Here is a 19,803-nt window from a genome sequence, read left to right on the forward strand (position 1 = left end):
TGTACCCCTCCTGACCTCCCCTAGCAGGGGAGGAACTTTTACAAGCGCCTAGTTTCAACTCCTCCCCTGCTAGGGGAGGTCGGGAGGGGTACAGCGTCGGGAGCAGAAGCTTACCTTTTCGCGTTAGGCGTCGATTTTTTATCTTAGACGCTTCTACCTAAGCGAAATCAATACAACCTGATGAAAACATCTCGACGCAAATTTTTACACAAAACAGCGGCAAGCAGCTTGGCGACACTGTCACTGGGTGGCCTGGCAGCCAACGCATCTGATTTACTGACCAGCGAACCCAACTCAGCATTGACTGCGGGTATACGTATTAAGCCGGATCATGTCGTTCGGTCGCTGCCTGAGAACATGGTGTACGGTTACTTTGGGGCCGATGTACCACCCGTCTATAAAGTCAAAGATGGCGACGTTGTCGAAATTCAAACCGTTAATCCGTCGGGGGTTAGCCGGACTAATCCGGAAGAGTTCTATCAGAAAAATAGGTTACCGATTGATGCGCACGCCCAGGAGGTGATTGCCATTATGAAGAACGTAAAACCCGAACCGTCGGGCATACGCGGACACATGCTGACGGGTCCGGTTTACATTGATGGCGCACAGCCCGGCGATACGTTAGAGATTCGGATTCTAGACTTAACGTTCCCAGCGGATTTTGGCGTGAACAGCGTATGGCCCGGTGGCGGTGGTATACCGGATGCCGTTACGTCCCGGGAAACGTTTGTGTACCGCTACGACGCCAAACGGAAAGTGGCGTTGTTGAAAGAGGGCGTCGAGATACCGCTTAAGCCGTTCATGGGGGTTATGGCCTTATCGCCACCGGCTGAAACCGGCCGGGTCAGTTCGATTCCTCCGGCTTTCTTTGGTGGCAACTTAGATATCAAGCACCTTACCAAGGGTAGTACGTTATTCCTGCCCGTTTCGGTACCGGGCGGCCTGTTCACCACGGGTGATGGTCACGGCGCGCAGGGCAATGGCGAAGTTAGCGGTGTTGCGATCGAAACGGCTCTAACGCTTACGGCGAAGTTCATCGTTCACAAAGGCAAGGCGCTGAAAATGCCCCGTGCCGAAACGCCTACGCATTTCATAGCCGTCGGCCTCGATAAGGACCTAAACAAAGCCATGAAGAACGCGCTTACGGAAGCGACTACGTTTATTAAAGATGAGCTGGGCTTTACGTTCAACGAAGCCCTGTCGATTGCCAGCACGGGCGTTGATTTTGAAGTAAGCCAGGTTGTCGACCAAACGCTGGGCGTTCACGCCATGATTCCGAAAGCCATATTCACCAAGCGCAAATTCAGCTACTGGACGTAGTATTTCAAAAGAAGGCTGACGCGCGGCCTCGTAACGACGGACCGCGCGTCAGCAAAATCATTGCTACTACTCAAAATACTTTTTGAGGTCTTTATCCTCACCCTTCCATTGGGCAATCTTGGCCAGGCTTTTCACCATCGGCTCCTGAATGAAAGACGGGATACCATCCAGATAGGTTTCGCTATACCCCAAAAGCAAGGCCATGTGCCAGGGATTATTGGGTAGCTCCCCGTTGAATTGCCCATCATTTCCCAGGCCATAGGCGATACGTACCGATTTCTCAAGACCTCGCGCTGGGGTTGTTTTCACAATCAGAATAGCCTTTTCATCCGTCTGGTTCATGAAGAAGTGTAGCTGCGTTTTCTTAGCCGAGGCCTTCTCTCCCGCATGTAGTTTGATTTCTTTCCCTTCCAGGCCGATGGTCATTTCCCCTTTCTCAACCATAAAAAATTCATCGAAGGTTTTGTGGTAATGCCAGCCGTTGCCGCCATGCGGCTCCACTTCAACCCGCACCAGTTCATACGCTCCTTTTGTGTCGTAGGCCGTTTTCAGAAAGGTACTGGCGTAATTTCCTTCTTTATTAACGATGGTTCGGTCCTTTCGGTCGCCCATACTCATGTCCAGGTCGGGCAAAAACAGGGCAAACGTGATGATGCCCAGAAAAGTAAACACGACCAGAAACACAGGTAAACCGACTAACGTGTATAATAACCGTAACCAAAGGGCGTGATCTCTTGTCCAGACCCGGTAGACCCCGGTCGGATAAAACACGAAAGACAGTACGTGGATGAGTGCATTTTGCTTTGGCGAGGAAGTCATTAACGCTTGCATAAAATCTGTTTTTGTTTTGTTCGAATTTGTTGTTCTTTGTTTATGCAAAGTTGTCCTTCTCTAAGTCTTAGCAGTTTAGGGAAAACGGATAACGATTTAGGGTAAATGGATAAACTTGTTACTGACAACTGGGATAGCCTTTTCAGTCGTGTGGATCAGCGGCTGGTCCATACCAGTGACCGGTATACCGAAGCCGTTATGACGTTTGAAGAGCCGAATCTGGCAGTCGGCAGTATTGGGCAGGTCGTAACGCCGAACATGACGCTCATGCAGGTGTCTGTTCACTCTGAACGACCGGTGATTTTGTGCGATACGCAGTCGGTTGAGGACGTAAACTCGGCGTACATTCTGAGTGGTGGTATCGAGTCCCGTTTCGCCAATATCAGAGATCATGTCGACTTCAAGCGGAACCGGCACGGACTCCAGTACAATCCCCATTTTCAGGCTGACCACATCATTCATTCGGGCTGCTTCGACGCATTTCAGATTTCGTACAATCTTTCCTTTTTCAAAAATCTGATTGGCTCCTCCGAGCTGAAAGCGTTAGACCGAGTGGTAGATAGTATGGAACGTAAAGACGTCTATTTTGCCTCACCCGACCAACTGGCTGTGCAGCCGAGGATGGCCGAAATCATTTACGCCATTAGAAACTGTCTGTTCCAGGGCTTCACCCGATACTTGTTTATTGAAGCTAAACTTCTGGAATTATTTGCGTTGCAGGTTGACCACATAGCCCAAGCGAGCCAGCTTCCGGTAAAGGCTCAATGGAGCCGGGCCGACAAAGAAAAACTAAACGCAGTACGGGACTTTATCGAGGTCAAGTACCTGGAACCGCTTACCCTGGCTCAGATCCCCCACCAGTTCGGTCTGAACGAGTTCAAATTGAAGAAAGGGTACAAAGAACTGTTCAATACCACCGTTTTCGGTCACATCCATCAGCTGCGCATGCAGAAAGCCCGGCAGCTTCTGGCCGAGAAAGTCATGAACGTATCGGAAACCGCCGATTACATTGGCTATAGCAACGTCAGCAGCTTTTCGGCTGAGTTCAAGAAACGGTTCGGTTACTCTCCCAGCCGGTAGCTACCCGTCTCATCCATAGGGGACACAAACCACATCGCGTCAGCAACTGTGGCTAACAAAGACCTGGTATTCGATACTCTGAAGCCCTCCCTCCCCGATATTGTACTGCTTAAAGGCTGAGTGAACGTCAACCCCTTGAGCGTAACGGCCGACTCGTAGCGAGGATGAATTGTTATTTATAAACTTTTCGACGTTGACCATTCTCTTAATTAGGCCTGTTATTTACTCATCTTAGCTCGCCCAATAGCCCACTGATACATTTACGGCATAGTTACACTGTTTATAAACATGGCTTTTCTATGCAGAAAATTAGTATTATCGGTGGAGGTATTGGTGGCCTGACTGCGGCTATATTCCTACGAAGCAAAGGATTTGACTGCGATGTCTACGAAAGAACCCCTGTATTCAAAGAAGTAGGGGCCGCTATCAGTGTGTGGCCAAACGCCTTGCGCGTATTTCGCCAACTGGGTATCTTAGATGAAGTGCTGGAAAAATGTGGCGAGGTAAAAGATGCTTACGTAAAAACCAGTGCCGGCAAGATTTTAACCCATAGCCGTCCAGCGTATGATTTACCTGCCGTCTGCATGCATCGCGCCGATTTACTGGCTATTTTGCTTAAGCAGGTACCAGCTGAAAATCTCCATTCGGGCTATGAACTACAAGATTTTTATCAGCCTGATGACCATACCGTATCCATTCGATTTACCAACGGCGAAGAAACGAGCAGTAACTTGCTGATTGGGGCTGACGGTATCCATTCCTTGGTTCGTCAAAAGGTTATTGGTGATGGGAGTCCACTATACAGGGGGTACAACATTTGGAGAGGGATTGCAGAACTCGACTTTAACCAGGGTTACGCGAGCGAAACCCTGGGCAGCGGTAACCGGGTGGGAATCGTACCCATTCAGGCGGGACGGTTTGGCTGGTGGGCAACGGCTAATGAGCCGTTAAACCAAACGGATGAACCCGAAGGTACGCGAAACAAGTTGAAAAGAATCTTTAGTGGCTGGCATCCTCCTATACCCCAACTAGTCGACCATACTCCTTTGATTATTAAGAATAGTTTACTCGATAGAATACCTGTCAGAGGTTGGAGCAAGAGCAATGCAGTGTTAATAGGGGATGCCGCCCATCCCACCACTCCTAATTTAGGGCAGGGTGCTTGTGTTGCCATAGAGGGCGCCTTTTTATTATCCCAGTGTCTCTATAAATACGGCTTTACAAAGCGAGCCTTTAGTGTCTATGAAGACATTCATTATCCCCGGACCAGCGATATCGTCAAAAGTAGTTTGTTATTAGGCCAGATTGGTCAATGGCAACATCCTGTTGCAACCCGCTTCAGGAATTTATTTTTTTCTCTACAATCGCAGAAAGCTAGCTTCCGCATATTGGATAAATATTTCAATTATGATGTAACCCAGCTTTCAATTTGAGCTAGATAGTGGGTATGCCACTGAGATTAGTTTACAAAGAGGAATTGAACAGATTGGTGAGTCCGTATTGTACCGTATTTCTTTATAAGGGGACTACTTCAACCGCTCATATCCCTTTGTCGATGCGCCTGGTTAGGCTGTAAGACCCTAACCAGGCCTGGGAGCGAGCCGACCGGTCGCCTGTAAGCCATAACAGCCTAACTGATGGCTCAGCGGCTACAAAGCCAGGAAACCCTTTTAAGTCGCTGTTTATAGGCTAATACGTCAGTAACTACAAAGACTTTTAGCGAACGGTTCGTAGTGCATCGAATACAGTTGCAGGTCTGTTACTGACTATTCACAGCTTTTTTTTTCTCTACCCAGCCCCCAGCCGCCAATTTCGGTTCGGAATTGCAAGTGAAATTATTAAGTCTTATTCATGCCATGTTTACGTTCGCTCACAAACTCTCTGTCTATTTGAACACGATGTCTTTGATGCAATTGATTAGCCTGCCAGCGGAATACATAAAACCGGCCTGGTGTGGTGTAAGCGGAATAATGGGCACATTAGGATTAGGCTTGTGGCGTTTTAATCATCCGCTGCCCCCCAAGAAAAGGCAACCCGATCAAACGAATCACAATGACCTTTTACTACGTTGTAATCAACTGGAGAAGCAATTGATTGAAGCACAAGCTGACAAGAGTAATCTTACCGAAGAACTGGACTTGCGCAGTCGCGAGCTAACCACGCAGACGCTTAATCTTTTGCAAAAAAATGCCATAATGGAAGAGGTTCGGGAGCTGATCGCCGATATGCTAAAAACGTCGGCAGGCTCACCTCGCCCCAATGGCGTGTGTTATACCCGCCTGATTAAGTTGATCGATTACAGCTTCAGTCTAGACAAAGAATGGGAGGACTTCAGAATTTATTTCGAACAGGTGCATCAAAGCTTTTTTGTTAAGCTAAAAGAAATCTGCCCGGATCTCACAGCAGGAGAATTACGACTCTGCGCTTTAGTGAAACTGAACCTGAGTTTAAAAGAGTCAGCAACCATCCTTAAAATTTCGCCTGACAGTGTTAAAACAGCCCGCTATCGGCTCCGTAAAAAGTTACGTATTCCTGAAGAGCAAACCCTGACCGATTATTTGTTAACATGTTGATCAATCATCCTCTCCCATAGTAGAGTGATGCGTTAACCCTCATCGTAGACATACAATATGTTAACAAAAAATTTAATGACCCCGCCTGTTCACTCTCCCTCCTGACGCTCTTGTCCGCATTGCTGCCTCACTGGCGACTGTCTTTCACGCTGGCTAGAGAGCCGTGTTTAATCCGTTAGATACGTATCTCGAATTCAGTAATAAGAAGAGGAATAAGGAGGAGTTTTTACTTCGATTTAGGGCGCAAACCGGATCTTTTGATAAGGCAAATAGTGCATATTCTCGTTGCTCATGAACCTACAGCAATATCTGCTATCAGGCGATGCAAGGTCTGTTTTTCGTCAGGCTCCATCATTGAAACCGTTACTGCATTGTGAACCAGCTGGGTTAACGTATCAATCGACAAACCTAACTCCAGATGGCTTTTAATGTACCCGTCGGTTAGTGTGGTTGAAAAAAGCGCCGGATCATCACTGTTTAGTGTCACCATCAGTCCTTGCCGAATCAATTCAGGTAATGGGTGTACATTATACTGGTCCACTACGTTCAGGCAAACATTGCTCGTCGGGCACACTTCGAGCGGAATCCGATGCTCACGCAGGTACGTTACCAGCGCTGGATCTTCCAGGCACCGAACGCCATGGCCGATTCGAATACTGTTGCCGGTAAGGAGCGCTTCCCAAATGCTGGCCGCTCCTTCCGTTTCGCCGGCATGTAAAATACAGGGAAAGTTGACCGACCGAGCCAGGTCGAACGATTCTTTGTAGACGGCCACCGGATTACCGACCTCATATCCCCCCAGTCCTAAAGCGACTATGCCAAAGTTACGGGCCTGCACAACCTGTTCCGTCATAACTAAGCCCTCTTCGGCCGTGGCAAATCCGCGAGGTATATCTACAATTACTAAACTTTTGGTGCCAAAATCGCGCTCGGCCCGCAAACGTCCCTGATAAATAGCTGCGAACTGTTCGGGATACGGAATCTGCCTGTTCTTATAATAAATCCAAGCGGTAAAGGTGAACTCAGTATGTACTATGTTCTGTTGGGCCTGTCCCTGCAGAAACTCATAGGTTAAGAGTTCAATGTCTTCTGGGGTTCGTATGCATTCGCAAATCGTCATGTAAGAGTTGGCGAAATGCGGAAAGTCCCGAAACATAAACCAATCAATGAGTTTACTTTCTGTCCAACTCCCAATCGGATGGTTGTATTTACGGGCTAGTTTCAATAGGGTTCCAGGCGGAATGGAGCCCTCCAGATGCACATGCAGTTCTACTTTGGGCATGTTTCGCAAATACAACAGGTCCTGAACCGGTTCGGCTTGCAACGTAGTGGATTTAGTCATAACTCGGTTGGGTAAATTATTGAAGAAAGATTATTAAATCAGCCATAACAAATGAACCTTCCACTATGATAGGCTCAAAAAGACTGGCTCATTAATCGGACTTTCCGTCTTATGAGCCAGTCTTTTGTGTGAACTAATTCCCCTTAGCTTACAGCGCTTTTTTCCAGGCAAGAGCATTGATATTCTGCCCTACTTTACGGCCTTCCATCAAGCCGAGCTCGTTGTCCTGACGGGTGTGAATGCCACCTAAGAAACGTGATAGAGCAGATTCCTCAGCGCTTTCCCAGAAGGTTTTAAACGAACGCGCTTTAAAGTCAACATTACGTTTAGTATCACGGATACGCCCAACGTGAGTATCATCCGTGAAGGCAAAGTTGTCGCCGTATAGATCAGCCAGTACCGTAGCTGTTGCGGCCGACTGCGTAGCATGGCCTGATGTGTAGCCCGGAAAAGGCGGAGCAGGCCAGAACGGTACCCAATTGGGGTCAATTGTCCGGCGGACAAAGGTGTACGGCCGCTCGTTATTGAAGATAAACTTACACTTCCAGCAGAGGATAAAGGCATCAGCCACCGTAATGCCTACCCGTGCGAACGTTTCGGCTGCTTTACCTAAATTCGCCTTTGAAGTATTCACAACGATTTTGGCGAGGTTATAGGAGTGGCCGGGGGGCGTAAAGGTTTCGCTTGGATCATCGGCCCACCAGACCGATATTTCTTTTTCCTCTTGGGTGAGTGCCTTGTTCCTGGCATAAACTTCCGCATATTGCTTGTAATAGGACGAGTTAACGTCGGTCGAGATCAGTAATGGTTCGGGCAGATCAATGGCAGAGTTTGACGCTAGAAACATCCGGTTCTTTCCCCAGTAAGGTTGCAGAGGAACTTTCTGGCCGTTCTCGGTGGGTTGCCAGGAGCCGGGAAAAACCGGCAGCGTAAAATCAGTGGGGAAGTTACGTTTATACCCTTCGTGCCCACCGTCCGACTTTGACCACTCGACAATAGCAGCCGCAAGATTACGTCCATAAGCAATTGATCGTTCGTTAATGGCCTGGTCGGTCTCTTTGTATTGACTGTGCAGTTGCTTTTCAAGGGAGTCAATTTTGGCCTTGTTGGCATCGGAAGTATTGGCAAATAGGGACTTCAACACCACTGCCTGCGCAGCATTGGCGCTTAGTGCCCAATTGTAATTCTGGGTGATCTCTGTTTTTGGTAAGCTGCTTAATCCTTGTAGTTTGCCGGCCAGCGAATGATGCTCGGGCATACCATTTACTACCGCTTCATACATTGTTAAGCCTGCGTAGCCCAATGCACGGGCGGCAACAGGTGGCGTAAAGCCGGCGCTGTTTCGAACCAGATAAAGACTCATATCAGACCACTTAACGGCTACCTCTGAACTGTACTGATCCGCCGTTTTTACCTGCGGCTGCTGGGGAGTGGGCTCGTTTGATATATTCTCATGACAAGCCTGTAAGGACATAAGCCCTATGCTAAGGGGCACCCAAACCATACGTTTAAATGCAGCATAAACATTGTGTTTCATTGTATTTGGTTGTTTTAAAAGAGGGTTGATTTCGTCGTTCAAACGAGCTATGTGAAAGCTAGCCAGGAGCCCGTTAGAACGACGAAACAAAGGTAAAGGGGCACCTGAATGGCTTCATAGTTTAGCACGTATACGAAAGGTGAGCAAATCTTGAAACGGAAGTAGACAAAAAGTAAACAGCCACAAAAAAGCCCTTCCCGATAGCAGGAGAGGCTTTTTTGTGGCTGTTTACTTTTTGTCTACCTAGCCTTTGGGCATCGTACACGTTTGGTATACCCTCTTCATTAGGAGGATGTTTTGTACCCAGTCTACCTTTGCTGTCCAAGGCAAACGGGTAACAGCTAGTCCGTAAATACCCCATCTGCCGGCCACAACAAATAGTAATGACAACTTTAGAAACAACCTCATGAAAAAGTTCGCATTTCTCGTCCATGTTCGCACAAGCTACCAAGACGATCTAAAAAAATGGGCGGCCCCACTGGGCTGGATTCCCGATTCGATATACCGATATGCGTTACGGAATCGCCCGCTGCCTCCATTCATCTGGAGTAAAGTGACGCTTACCCCGGGTGCCACAGAACCTGAAGGTTACGTAATTATGCTGCCCTATAGCGGTCATCAACTCCTGGAACAGCAGAAAGCAATGATGCCGTATGTCGAGAGAGCGCTTAAGTTAGCCGCCAATGCTGGGGCCGACGTCTTAGGTCTGGGAGCACTAACATCCCCGATTACACTAGGCGGCAAGCTGGTGACGAACAATCCTTATCTATCCATTACGAATGGTAATGCTTACACGGCTGTTATTACGTGGCAGAAAGTGGCTCAGCTTATTCGGCAATCTCCCAATCCTTTCCCAGTAGTCGCATTAGTAGGCGCTACAGGCAGTGTGGGTAGTTTAGTGAGTAAACTGTTGGCAACCTATCAGCCTGAAGCTGATTATATGCTGATGGCCCGTAATGAACGTAAACTTTCTCAGTTGGCTAGCGAGATGGGTGCCCTCAATGCACGAGTGAGACCTATTGTCTCGCAGCAGATTACGGACGTAAAACAGGCCGATATTGTTGTATTGCTAACGAGTGCGGCCGACTCTATTCTGCACGCCGAGCATTTAAAAGCTGGGGCGGTTGTGCTCGATGATACGCAACCCCGCAACACCCACCCGGATATACTCACCCAACGGCCCGACGTAACAATTATTGATGGTGGACTGGTGTCAATGCCTCACCTGAAGCTGACTAGCAACATTGGCCTGCCCGCTGGTTTGTCGTACGCTTGCCTGGCCGAAACAATGCTCTTGGCTAAAGCTGGTCACGAAGGGCACTTTAGCATTGGAAACCCAACGCTGGAGCAAGCTGAGTACATCAGTAGCGCGGCTAAAGATTTCGCTCACTTAGGCTTTGGTTTAGCGCCTGATCACAGTTTTGGTAAACTAATAACCAGAAAAGCACCTGTTTTATCGACTGCGCAGTCCCTCGTGCTGGAGCCAACCGCTTAACCCTCTTGATAATGACTCACACACCAATACACATAGTCATGCTGGGCGGGGGATACGTATCGGTCTGGGCGTATCGGTCGTTGGCTAAACAGCTCCGGTCAGAATTAATGCAGGACCAGGTAAAGATCACGGTTATTTGCCCTAACACGCACCACGTGTTTCATGGCTGGACGGCCGAAACATTGACGGGTGTTCTGCAAGACAAGCACCAGACCAGTTCCCTTTCGGAAGTGATGCCACTGGCTCATTTTGTGAGAGGTACGGCCGAAGCTATAGAAACAGACAGCCATACGATTCATGTCCATCTTCAGGACGGTAATCAGCAAATGGTCCGCTACGATCATTTGCTGATTGGTACCGGCGCCTATGATAATGACGCCATTGACGGTATCCAGGAGTATGGATATCAGGTAAAATCACCTGATGCGTTTCACCGCACCAGAAACAAGATTCAGCAACTGGTACAAATGGCCGCAAACGAGGATGCGCCTATGGCAAGCCAGTTGTTACGTTTCACGGTGGCGGGGGGCGGGTTCACGGGGGTCGAACTGGCGACTAATTTAGCCGAGTACCTACAGGTGGTCAAGAAACAGTATCCTTCCCTGCAAACCGTTCAACCCACGATCCAACTCATCAACAGTGGCCGTAGTGTTTTATCGGCGATGCAACCTTCTTACAAACGGCTCATTCGCTATGCCGAGCAGCAGTTGGATGTATATGGGATTGAGGTGTTCAATAATTGTCGCATCACCAAGGTGACTGACACGGGTGTTTTTCTGGATAACGATTCATTCATAAGCAGCAGCCTAACCATTTCGACGATCGGACAGCGCCGGGGAACGTTGAAAGGAACCCAGTCCATGGAGCGGGACGAGCTGCAACGGCTCCTCACAAACCCATACCAGCAGGTTGTCGACTATCCGAACATTTGGGGGGGCGGAGATGCCTGCCATGTTAAACACCACAAAACTGGAGAAGCCTGTCCCGCTAATGCGCTGTGGGCCATTAAACATGGTGAGTACGTCGGTAAGAATATCGCCCGGGCTATAAAAGGGAAATCATTAAAGCCGTTTACCTACAATGGTCTGGGACAATCCGCTAGCTTGGGGCTAGGTAAAGGAATTACCGAATTGTATGGCCTTCAGTTCACCGGCGGGATTGCTTGGCTGATGCGCTGGTTCTTTTTCAACTATTTTATGCCGTCCCGCAGAACAATGATTCGGGCCGTGGGCGACTGGATGTTCTTGCTGGTTCGGAGAAAGCGAAAAGGATTAGAACGGATTAATCGGCAGACAACGTCAGTCAGCATTCAAGTCTAAATATACTTGTCAGGAGGTAGGAAATGGTACACAATTATGTGCCTTTACGTTGGTGTCATGATGATATTTCAAGGTAACCTTCAAGCGGGCTGGAAGCAATTAGCCGTTGCTAATAACTGTCAGCTCTGGTTCATAACCTACGCTGTAGACAAGGTGCATTCACTAGATTGAGTCAGGCGCGTAAGTTGACCGTTATACCCTTAAAATCATTAAGTAGTAGCTAATTACTATCTCTTACCGATCAAATAAGTGTACACCCTGATCGAGTCATAGTTTCCTGCTCGTTACACGAATTTATAATTTTAATCTATTTTCTACTTGGTATGCTTTTCGCCTTGTATGGTTTGTCGTCTCTAGCTCTTCTGTTCAGTATTGGTGGACTTTTAGTAGCCCAATTCGCTTCTAAGTTTGAAGGTGGGGCGGGCATTGGAGGTAGTTTACTCTTCCTGATTGGGGCCGCTTGGTCAGCAGCGCTGACAATATTGCTTTACCGGCAGTGGACTGTGCTTTCTACCGTGGATCGGGTGATTGGGGGGGTAGGCTGCCTGCCGCTGCTCACCGTACTGCTTGTCATATTTTACGTTCTACTCATTCATGAATGATGGCTGAATGAAATCAAACCTAGAGGGCCGTCCGGCACTTATACGGTTTATCCGAGTGACTGAATACGTAAACTTGTAAACTCAAAAATTCGCTGTTACGATAACTTGACTCTCAACACTCATGGCCGGTTTCACAAAAGAAGAAATACCCAATTTGATTGATCGCTTGGATTTGTTTGCTAACTACTTAATTAAAACGATATACGAGTCGGACAATAAGGAAGAGCAGAATAAGCTCCGCTCAATCAGTTACGAAACGTCCGCTTTGCTGCTATCACTGGAGTCTCTACAAGAGTGAAGCACTACCCCTTTGGTCAACAACCCTATGACTGACCCTGCTCTAAAAGGTCAATTAAGCAGGGCTGTTCTGAGCAACGATAGCAAATAAATTCGCTGACGCAACGGCAATTTGAATCAAATTAAAGCTAGGTCGCACTACCGAATCGTACGGTAGTGCGACCTAGCTTTAACGTGTCACCTGGCCTTGCCAGCGACCCTTAACGCCAGATTGAGGGTTGATTAGCCCCTCTTTTACGTCTGTTATTCACTTAAGAGCACCCGTTATTGACTCCCCTTAGTCATCAAACTCAACCCCTACGACATTTGCTGCGTAAACATTCAAGTAATTCATTAATCAATTATGGCAGCAATCAAACGTATAGCCCAAGCCGTTTGGCAAGGCACCGGATTAGAAGGCAGTGGCACACTATCCTCAACTAGTACCGCGCTGAATCAGACACCTTATTCATTCAAAGCCCGTTTCCAAAACGAAGACGGCAAAGCCGGGACCAATCCCGAAGAATTGTTAGCGGCTGCACACGCGGGTTGTTACGCTATGCAGCTGAGCTTCCTGTTAACCGGGGCGGGGTTTGCGCCAACGGCTTTACAAACGACGGCTACTGTCGAGCTAGCTGAAGAAGGGGCTGGGTTCAAGATTTCGGGGATTACCCTTTCGCTAGAAGGCCAGGTCAATAACATTTCAGCTCAGCAGTTCGCTCAGTTGGCTACCGAAGCCAAACAGATATGCCCAATGTCCAATGCCCTTTCAACAGTACCCATCACATTAGAGACTAAGCTAGTAGCGACGGCTTAAAGGCACCCTGAACAGTCTACTCTCAGTAAACTCACCTCCTGATTACTTTGCCTGATTAGCTTCTAAACGTAGGTTATCAAGCAGTTGATCGGGGGTGAGTATTTTTGAGAGTATCGGTTTGGTCTTGTTTAAAGGAGCTAAGTGCTTTCCATTAGTAAACAATTGATTTCGCCCTAATTGCAGCAACTTCCCCAGTGCATACCCTTTATTTTCCCCGTGTTTGCCGGTTCGTCGGCCTTATCCTTCTACTGCTACGTCCTTTATCAACAGTGGCTCAGACGAATTCGCTTAGTCTCTTTGGAGTCGTTAAAACGCCCAACGGTCAACCTGTTCCTTTTGCAACAGTTACGCTGGTTGCCTTACCCAGCAAAAACCTTACGCAAAGCACACTGGCAGACGATACAGGAGCTTACAAACTGGTAATTGACTCGCCCGGTACGTATCAACTTATCGTTACTCAGGTAGGTATGGAGCCAGTAAGCTATATGACCGTTCGGATTGTGTCAACCCCTGTTGAACTGAATGTGCAGATTAAGGAAGCCGTACAAGCCTTGGCTGAGGTTCAAGTTCGGGGTCAGAAGCCCTTCATCGAACAAACCCTTGACCGCACGATTGTTCATGTGGAGAACAGCCCTGCCGGGTCTGGCACAACGGCTATCGAGGTACTGAAACGGGCACCTGGGGTGTCGGTCGATGAGAATGGTACCCTTAGCTTTAATGGGAAAAGTCCTGTGCTGGTTCTGATTGATGGTCAAACCAGTTATTTGTCAGCGGCTCAACTGTATCAATTGCTCAAGACGATGCCTTCAAGCCAGTTGGCTCGCCTTGAGCTGCTGGCTAATCCGTCGGCCAAATACGATGCAGCTGGCAGCGCAGGAGTGATTGACATCCGACTTAAAAAAGAGCAGCGTACCGGCCTCAACGGCGTACTCAACCTCAGTTATGGGCAGGGTCGATACGCCAAGCACAACAGCGGAGGAAGTCTCAGTCTTCGGCAGGGGAATTGGGAAGTAGCCCTGAGCTATGATTACGGCTACAATAAAAATTACTATGAATTTATCCAAAGGCGTCGGTTTGGTCAGCAAAAAAGTGGACTACTGTCTGTGTTTGAACAATACGCCTTGTATCAGGCTCCATCCCACACGCACACGGCCAAAGGGCGCCTTGCCTATTCGCCCAATCGTCGACTAACTATTGGGGCGTCGCTGGATGGAGTAGACAGCCGTGAATTGAACATAGGACGCAATGCGACCCGGATTCTGGACGGAATGGGCCGACTGGATTCAGGCCTGGTAACGACGGACCACACCGTCATGGGTGGACGGACAATGACAGCAAATCTGCATGGCAAGCTTTCAATCGATACGGCGGGAAGGGAACTAACCGCCAATGTAAACTATGCGTACTATGACCAGACTAACACCCAGTTATTTACTACCCAATACTCCGATGCTCAGCAACGACCAACCCATCAGGCCCCTCCACTGCGGGTCGAATCCCCATCGCTGATCCGAATCTGGACGGCCAATGTGGATTATGTCCACCCGGCAGGTAAGTGGGTAACCGTGGAAGCTGGCCTTAAAGTCAGCTCGGTAACGACCCATAATAATGCCCAATTTTTTATATCCCGGGAACAGGTCGATGTACTCGATACTGAGCGGAGTAACTACTTCATCTACGAGGAGTCAATTCTGTCTGGGTATGGTCAGCTCAACCGGGTCTTCGGAAAGCTACGCCTGCAAGTCGGTATGCGGGCCGAACAAACCGGTTCGCTTGGTCGTCAGCTCAGCTCGGCCAGTAGCTTCAGGCGGCATTACCTGCGGCTGTTTCCCAGTGCTCTTCTCAGCTACACCCTGTCAGATCAGCACGCCCTGGGATTGCAATACAGCCGCCGTATCGACCGGCCTTCTTACGCATCTCTCAATCCCTTCGCCTTTATTCTGGATCCATACACCTTTCATGTGGGCAATCCAGGCCTACAACCCCAATTCACGCAGGCCATTGACGTGACCCACCGTTGGAAGGACAATGTCCTGATGACAACTTTAAGCTACAGTCGAACCACAGACGTGATGAGTGAGGTGCTTCAACAGGATGCCGCTCGGCGCATCACCCTGAGTACCACCGCTAACCTTCAGGCGCTGAACAGCTACGGCTTGTCGGCTACTATCAATGTGTCGCCCGCCCGCTGGTGGACCATCAGTGGGCGGGCGAGTCTGCGCTATAACCGATACCAGAGCGACTACCTAAGCAGTCAGCTAACCAACCGGCTGACTACCTGGTCGGCCAGCACCACCCAGACGCTTAGCCTGCCAAAACAATTTAGCGTCGAGTTGACGGGTTCGTACCGCTCGGCCATGGCTTCCGGGATTGGGGTGCAGGCCCCCATCGGGATGATGTCGGTGGGGGCAACGAAAACCGTTTGGGCCAGGAAAGCCACCTTTCGCATCCTGGTATCGGACGTATTTAAAACCGACCGAACGCGTAAGCTAACCCGCTACGAGACCATCGATGTCTCCTCAACATTTCGCGGGGATAATACGGTTTTTACCGCGGCCTTTACCTATCAATTTGGTCGTTCTAACAGCTCTTCACCTCTAAACCGGAGACTAGGCATTGAGGAGGAAACGAGCCGGGTTCATTAAGTCAGCAAGCTGTTGATAGTAAAATTCGCCTGGTGAGTGGTCTACTTCTAACGGGGCGGCTCCGACGTACCGGCATTTACGCGCTAATCAACTGAGCCTTGAGCACTACCACATAGAAACGAATTTGCTTGTGGAGATTGCGGGGCGCTTAGTAAAAATTGACTAGCACAATTATCGACTAGGGACAAAAATTACCAGGAAGTTACAGGAGGTGCTGGACGCAATACGTACCAAGCATTCGCAAACCTACATTGTCCTGGAAGCGCGCCTGTCTGAAGAAATAATTGAATTCACCCGCTGCAAGGCCGACTTTCAAATCCGCCTGGTTGACCATGTCATCAAACCACCCATTAGTTTTGCCTGAACGAGTTCAAATTGAAGAAAGGGTACAAAGAACTGTTCAATACCACCGTTTTCGGCCACATTCATCAGCTGCGCATGCAGAAAGCCCGGCAGCTTCTGGCCGAGAAAGTCATGAACGTTTCAGAAACCGCCGATTACATTGGCTATAGCAACGTCAGCAGCTTTTCGGCTGAGTTCAAGAAACGGTTCGGTTACTCTCCCAGCCGGTAGCTACCCGTCGTGCTATCATTTTATGGTCAGCTTGTATAAGGGTCCGTGAGGACACAGACCATGGATATGACATAAAGGCGGCTGGCTAAGATTGAAAATCCTTAGCCAGCCGCCTGTGTCCATTTGCTATTAAGCTGCGTATGCCTCTTCTAGTTGCTTGATGTCAATTTTAGTCATTTTCAACATAGCCGCCATTACGCGCTGCGCTTTCTCTGGATCTTCGTCCTGTAGCATATTGTCCATCGCAGACGGTGCCACTTGCCACGATACACCAAATTTGTCTTTAAGCCAACCGCAGGGCCCTTTTTGTCCACCCTCAGACAGCCTCTCCCAGTACGTATCTATTTCCTGCTGACTTTTACAGTCAACAAAGAGTGATATTCCTTCGGAAAAAGTGAAATACGACCCACCATTCATCGCCATGATTTCCTGCCCCTCAAGTTGAAACGTAATGGCCATAACGCTTCCTTGTGGCATCGGTGCTCCAGCTCCGTAATGCGTAACCCGTGTGATTTTTGAGTTTGAAAAAATGGAGGTATAAAAATTGACAGCCTCCTCGGCCCGATCGTTGAACGCCAGGCATGTTGTGATCTTTTGCATGTTGTTTACTGATCTGATGACTAAACAAAGATACCAGCTACAACAGTATGCATAGGAGGCTATACACGCCAATAAATGGGTGTATTGCGACAAGTATTATCTAGCCAGCATAAACCGGTTGTTGACTGTCGATGACCTGATGATTTTGAACTAACGACCGTTACTTTTCTGCATTACCTTCTTGAAATACTTTCCCTGACGGGTCGGCGTGTAGTTCCAATCCGTAAACAGCATGGGTGCCCACTGCGGGTCGAATACCCATACTACGTACGAAATGCCGTTGGTGTCGCAGTATTTCGTGATGGCATCGCCGTACGACTCATCACTAATTACCGGCACGTGAGCCCCTCTGTCATCCGGACCGCAGAAACCTATTTCCGTTAATACGACTGGATACTTTTTCGCTACGTATCCCCAGTCGGCCGTCTATTTGTCTTCCCAAGGTTTTTCGCGTTTCATGGGGTACGGATGGCTCACGTAGGCGATCCCTTCGGCATTAATCGGGTTCTTCGCTACGTCTTTCAGGTCATACGCCCAGTTGAAACCAGCTACCAGCGGGATAGCTTTGGCTCCGTTTGCCCGGATGATGGTGATGGTTTCTTCCATGAGTTTTTTCCACTCATCCCAGCTACAGGTGCCCAGTTTGCCACCCATCACCGTTGGTTCGTTGAATAGCTCGAAGAAGGCAACGGTCGTATTGTCTTTGTAATGATCGGCTACCGTGCGCCAGAACTCAAACGTCTCTTTCTGTGTGGTTTCGTACATGGGGTTCTGATACATCTCATTTTTCAGATTCCCAATGCTGTGCCAGTCAATGATGACGTATAAACCCAGTTCGCTAGCCCAGTTCACGCCTTTATCCAGCAGTTGAAGGTATTGGGCTTTCCCGCGGTTACGCCACGCGGCAGGATGTACCGGAAACCGGACGAGGGTTGCGCCCCAGCGTTTCATCTCCTCGAAGTATGACTTGTCCCAATGGCCGCTCTTTTCCAGCTTATCAGGATCGCTGGCGTTCAGTCCGCGAAAAACAAGCGTCTTGCCATCGGCCGTAACTAACTTATTTCCCTCAACGCGTATTTGACTGAGCTTAGCGACTGTCTGCGCCGGAGATTGACTAGTGAATAAGGAGAGTAAGAGGAATAAAGAAAGTGACGAGGGTTTCATTAAGTGTATATGCAAGGGCGATAGTTAAGTTGTCAGCAACTTCAAAGTTATACTTTCTCAATCAGTGTGAGCCTTTCTTTCGACAGTTGAATACGAACGATTCAAGCAAATCAACTATTTTGCAATATGCTCCTACCGTTTGCTGAACGTGCTTATGCCGATGATTCTAAATTTACAGGTTACTGCTTAAATCCAAATCACCCATATGGTAAGCATAAAGCCAAAGTATTTTATGTAGCCTTAGGTATAACGTTAGCGAACTGGGAAGCTCTTAAAACAGCTGTTTTAAATGCCGTTTTGTTAAATCCTGCGGAATACGGAGGTCGTAACAGCTACGGCAAATTATACGCTGTTGATTTCGTTATGACATATAATAGCAAAACGGCTACTGTACGCACGAGTTGGATTATCCATGATAATGAAAACTTTCCCCGGCTGACAAGTTGTTACATAATTAATTACTGATACTGCTGACATGGACATTCTAAAACTGCACGACACAATCGCACTTATAAAGCCGCTACCAGAATTCAATCTTCGCCGGGGTGAAATTGGTGTTATTGTTGATGTAGGCCCCCGGGATCAGTATTTAGTAGAGTTTTCCGGCCGCAATGGTATACCCTATGCAACGCCCACTGTCTCAGTAAACGATATCATGAAAGTCTATCTGCACGCTGATATAGTAGAGTAACTTGCCTGTGCTCTTGTGAACATACACCATAAGCGGGTTGCTCAAGCATTCTTGATTTTACCTAAAAATCCGTATCGGCCTTTTTAAAGTCCATCTCTTTGATCCAGATGTTGCGGTACAAGACATCGTGCCCTTCGGCTTGTAGCTTTAGGCCGCCGGGCGTATCGGTAACGCCTTTGCCGCCGTCATTACCGCCATCGATGCCGGAGTTTGGACCACCCCATACCTGACTGATACGTTGGTTGGTATGCACTTTCTTGCCATTGAAATACATCGATACCATAGCGGGTTCAGTACGTTTGCCATCCTGAAAACGAGCCGCCCGGAACTGGATGTCGTAAGCATTCCATTTGCCAATGCCGTTGTAGGCGTAATACGGCGATGGTGATTCGTTGATAACAGCCCCCATGCCGTGCGAAGTTGTGTCGCCATCGACGACCTGGATCTCGTAGCGATTTTGCAGATAAACCCCACTATTGCCGCCCGCTTTGCTGATGTAAAATTCAACGTGCAACCGAAAATCGCGGTAGGGCTTTTTGGTTACAATGTCGGCGGCTCCGTATTTTCCACCGGCGGCTGCCGGGTCATTGGTATTTAAAACCATACCATCACCCGCCGGGTCTTTCTGGACTTCCCACTTGATGGGCAACGTAGCGGCCAGCCGAGGACCTTGCCAGTACGTCCATTTCTCGTCAAGCATCTTGCGGGAGCCGTCGAACAGAACCTCAGCGCTTTTCGGCGGTTTCACGCCAATGCCGACTGGCTCTTTCACTTCGGGCATCATTGCTAGGCTAACAGCCAGCAGTGTCGACGTGGCAAGTGTATAAATAGCTGTACGGGTAAATGGCTTCATGAGCGTATATGGGGGTTAGTTAGGTGCCTGCGTATAGACAGACCAAAACTTGGTCGCGACATTAAAAGTAAGCACTTCATGGCGA

The 19,803-nt window shown here is 48.6% G+C and carries 19 protein-coding genes; 12 read left to right on the top strand and 7 right to left on the bottom strand.

Going from position 1 to position 19,803, the window contains the following annotated elements; genetic code table 11:
• Positions 1 to 180 precede the first annotated feature (180 nt).
• Positions 181 to 1,320 carry an acetamidase/formamidase family protein gene (locus ACYVIY_RS11985; RefSeq protein ID WP_460976591.1) on the top strand — a complete coding sequence of 380 codons (1,140 nt, stop codon included), beginning with the start codon at positions 181 to 183 and terminating at the stop codon, positions 1,318 to 1,320.
• A gap of 66 nt (positions 1,321 to 1,386) precedes the next feature.
• Here the strand turns inward: ACYVIY_RS11985 and ACYVIY_RS11990 are convergent, their stop codons facing one another.
• Complete coding sequence (locus tag ACYVIY_RS11990; RefSeq protein ID WP_460976592.1) at positions 1,387 to 2,151, bottom strand: cupin domain-containing protein; 765 nt, start codon at positions 2,149 to 2,151, stop codon at positions 1,387 to 1,389.
• A gap of 105 nt (positions 2,152 to 2,256) precedes the next feature.
• Between ACYVIY_RS11990 and ACYVIY_RS11995 the strand changes: the two genes are divergently transcribed.
• The 3 genes from ACYVIY_RS11995 to ACYVIY_RS12005 all read left to right on the top strand — a co-directional run bounded on the left by ACYVIY_RS11995 (position 2,257) and on the right by ACYVIY_RS12005 (position 5,804).
• Positions 2,257 to 3,231, top strand: coding sequence for a helix-turn-helix transcriptional regulator (locus ACYVIY_RS11995; protein ID WP_460976593.1), 975 nt, complete (start codon positions 2,257 to 2,259; stop codon positions 3,229 to 3,231).
• Positions 3,232 to 3,530: 299 nt separating this feature from the next.
• Positions 3,531 to 4,664, top strand: coding sequence for an FAD-dependent monooxygenase (locus tag ACYVIY_RS12000; protein ID WP_460976594.1), 1,134 nt, complete (start codon positions 3,531 to 3,533; stop codon positions 4,662 to 4,664).
• Between the two features lie 456 nt (positions 4,665 to 5,120).
• Complete coding sequence (locus ACYVIY_RS12005; RefSeq protein ID WP_460976595.1) at positions 5,121 to 5,804, top strand: helix-turn-helix transcriptional regulator; 684 nt, start codon at positions 5,121 to 5,123, stop codon at positions 5,802 to 5,804.
• Between the two features lie 289 nt (positions 5,805 to 6,093).
• Here the strand turns inward: ACYVIY_RS12005 and add are convergent, their stop codons facing one another.
• The gene (gene add, locus ACYVIY_RS12010; protein ID WP_460976596.1) at positions 6,094 to 7,146 is read right to left on the bottom strand and encodes an adenosine deaminase; all 1,053 of its coding nucleotides are present in this window, start codon (positions 7,144 to 7,146) and stop codon (positions 6,094 to 6,096) included.
• 148 nt (positions 7,147 to 7,294) lie between these two features.
• On the bottom strand, positions 7,295 to 8,683 hold the full coding sequence (locus tag ACYVIY_RS12015) for a vanadium-dependent haloperoxidase (RefSeq protein ID WP_460976597.1): 1,389 nt from the start codon (positions 8,681 to 8,683) through the stop codon (positions 7,295 to 7,297).
• Positions 8,684 to 9,089: 406 nt separating this feature from the next.
• Between ACYVIY_RS12015 and ACYVIY_RS12020 the strand changes: the two genes are divergently transcribed.
• The 6 genes from ACYVIY_RS12020 (at position 9,090) to ACYVIY_RS12045 (ending at position 16,410) form a co-directional block, all read left to right on the top strand.
• On the top strand, positions 9,090 to 10,178 hold the full coding sequence (locus tag ACYVIY_RS12020; RefSeq protein ID WP_460976598.1) for a polysaccharide biosynthesis protein: 1,089 nt from the start codon (positions 9,090 to 9,092) through the stop codon (positions 10,176 to 10,178).
• A gap of 11 nt (positions 10,179 to 10,189) precedes the next feature.
• Positions 10,190 to 11,497 (top strand): NAD(P)/FAD-dependent oxidoreductase, encoded by a 1,308-nt coding sequence (locus tag ACYVIY_RS12025; protein ID WP_460976599.1) that lies wholly within the window; start codon positions 10,190 to 10,192, stop codon positions 11,495 to 11,497.
• 323 nt (positions 11,498 to 11,820) lie between these two features.
• Entirely contained in the window at positions 11,821 to 12,099 is a 279-nt protein-coding gene (locus tag ACYVIY_RS12030; RefSeq protein WP_460976600.1) for a hypothetical protein, read from the top strand.
• Positions 12,100 to 12,739: 640 nt separating this feature from the next.
• Positions 12,740 to 13,192: an OsmC family protein gene (locus ACYVIY_RS12035; protein WP_460976601.1), complete on the top strand. Its 453-nt coding sequence runs from the start codon at positions 12,740 to 12,742 to the stop codon at positions 13,190 to 13,192.
• Between the two features lie 194 nt (positions 13,193 to 13,386).
• A complete protein-coding gene (locus ACYVIY_RS12040) occupies positions 13,387 to 15,837 on the top strand; it encodes a TonB-dependent receptor domain-containing protein (protein WP_460976602.1) in 2,451 nt (816 codons plus the stop codon).
• Between the two features lie 360 nt (positions 15,838 to 16,197).
• Positions 16,198 to 16,410 carry a helix-turn-helix domain-containing protein gene (locus ACYVIY_RS12045; protein ID WP_460976659.1) on the top strand — a complete coding sequence of 71 codons (213 nt, stop codon included), beginning with the start codon at positions 16,198 to 16,200 and terminating at the stop codon, positions 16,408 to 16,410.
• Positions 16,411 to 16,539: 129 nt separating this feature from the next.
• On the opposite strand, the gene ACYVIY_RS12050 is transcribed toward ACYVIY_RS12045, so the two are convergent.
• The 3 genes from ACYVIY_RS12050 to ACYVIY_RS12060 form a co-directional block, all read right to left on the bottom strand.
• Complete coding sequence (locus tag ACYVIY_RS12050) at positions 16,540 to 17,010, bottom strand: VOC family protein (RefSeq protein WP_460976603.1); 471 nt, start codon at positions 17,008 to 17,010, stop codon at positions 16,540 to 16,542.
• Between the two features lie 150 nt (positions 17,011 to 17,160).
• Positions 17,161 to 17,349 carry a hypothetical protein gene (locus ACYVIY_RS12055; protein ID WP_460976604.1) on the bottom strand — a complete coding sequence of 63 codons (189 nt, stop codon included), beginning with the start codon at positions 17,347 to 17,349 and terminating at the stop codon, positions 17,161 to 17,163.
• A gap of 87 nt (positions 17,350 to 17,436) precedes the next feature.
• Positions 17,437 to 18,174, bottom strand: coding sequence for a glycoside hydrolase family 5 protein (locus tag ACYVIY_RS12060; RefSeq protein WP_460976605.1), 738 nt, complete (start codon positions 18,172 to 18,174; stop codon positions 17,437 to 17,439).
• A gap of 126 nt (positions 18,175 to 18,300) precedes the next feature.
• Here ACYVIY_RS12060 and ACYVIY_RS12065 point away from each other — a divergent pair, with 126 nt between their 5' ends.
• Complete coding sequence (locus tag ACYVIY_RS12065; protein ID WP_460976606.1) at positions 18,301 to 18,639, top strand: DUF6883 domain-containing protein; 339 nt, start codon at positions 18,301 to 18,303, stop codon at positions 18,637 to 18,639.
• A 10-nt stretch (positions 18,640 to 18,649) separates the two neighbouring features.
• Complete coding sequence (locus ACYVIY_RS12070) at positions 18,650 to 18,865, top strand: DUF4926 domain-containing protein (protein WP_460976607.1); 216 nt, start codon at positions 18,650 to 18,652, stop codon at positions 18,863 to 18,865.
• 61 nt (positions 18,866 to 18,926) lie between these two features.
• On the opposite strand, the gene ACYVIY_RS12075 is transcribed toward ACYVIY_RS12070, so the two are convergent.
• Entirely contained in the window at positions 18,927 to 19,718 is a 792-nt protein-coding gene (locus tag ACYVIY_RS12075) for a 3-keto-disaccharide hydrolase (protein ID WP_460976608.1), read from the bottom strand.
• Positions 19,719 to 19,803 lie beyond the last annotated feature (85 nt).

It is taken from the genome of Spirosoma knui (assembly GCF_054780635.1).

Bases quoted from the DNA above. Each gene is read 5' to 3' on its own strand.
- ACYVIY_RS12030 (WP_460976600.1), top strand. From the start codon at position 11,821: ATGCTTTTCGCCTTGTATGGTTTGTCGTCTCTAGCTCTTCTGTTCAGT.
- ACYVIY_RS11995 (WP_460976593.1), top strand. From the start codon at position 2,257: ATGGATAAACTTGTTACTGACAACTGGGATAGCCTTTTCAGTCGTGTG.
- add (WP_460976596.1), bottom strand. From the start codon at position 7,146: ATGACTAAATCCACTACGTTGCAAGCCGAACCGGTTCAGGACCTGTTG.
- ACYVIY_RS12065 (WP_460976606.1), top strand. From the start codon at position 18,301: ATGCTCCTACCGTTTGCTGAACGTGCTTATGCCGATGATTCTAAATTT.
- ACYVIY_RS12060 (WP_460976605.1), bottom strand. From the start codon at position 18,174: ATGAAACCCTCGTCACTTTCTTTATTCCTCTTACTCTCCTTATTCACT.
- ACYVIY_RS11990 (WP_460976592.1), bottom strand. From the start codon at position 2,151: ATGCAAGCGTTAATGACTTCCTCGCCAAAGCAAAATGCACTCATCCAC.
- ACYVIY_RS12075 (WP_460976608.1), bottom strand. From the start codon at position 19,718: ATGAAGCCATTTACCCGTACAGCTATTTATACACTTGCCACGTCGACA.
- ACYVIY_RS12020 (WP_460976598.1), top strand. From the start codon at position 9,090: ATGAAAAAGTTCGCATTTCTCGTCCATGTTCGCACAAGCTACCAAGAC.
- ACYVIY_RS11985 (WP_460976591.1), top strand. From the start codon at position 181: ATGAAAACATCTCGACGCAAATTTTTACACAAAACAGCGGCAAGCAGC.
- ACYVIY_RS12070 (WP_460976607.1), top strand. From the start codon at position 18,650: ATGGACATTCTAAAACTGCACGACACAATCGCACTTATAAAGCCGCTA.
- ACYVIY_RS12000 (WP_460976594.1), top strand. From the start codon at position 3,531: ATGCAGAAAATTAGTATTATCGGTGGAGGTATTGGTGGCCTGACTGCG.
- ACYVIY_RS12035 (WP_460976601.1), top strand. From the start codon at position 12,740: ATGGCAGCAATCAAACGTATAGCCCAAGCCGTTTGGCAAGGCACCGGA.
- ACYVIY_RS12015 (WP_460976597.1), bottom strand. From the start codon at position 8,683: ATGAAACACAATGTTTATGCTGCATTTAAACGTATGGTTTGGGTGCCC.
- ACYVIY_RS12025 (WP_460976599.1), top strand. From the start codon at position 10,190: ATGACTCACACACCAATACACATAGTCATGCTGGGCGGGGGATACGTA.
- ACYVIY_RS12050 (WP_460976603.1), bottom strand. From the start codon at position 17,010: ATGCAAAAGATCACAACATGCCTGGCGTTCAACGATCGGGCCGAGGAG.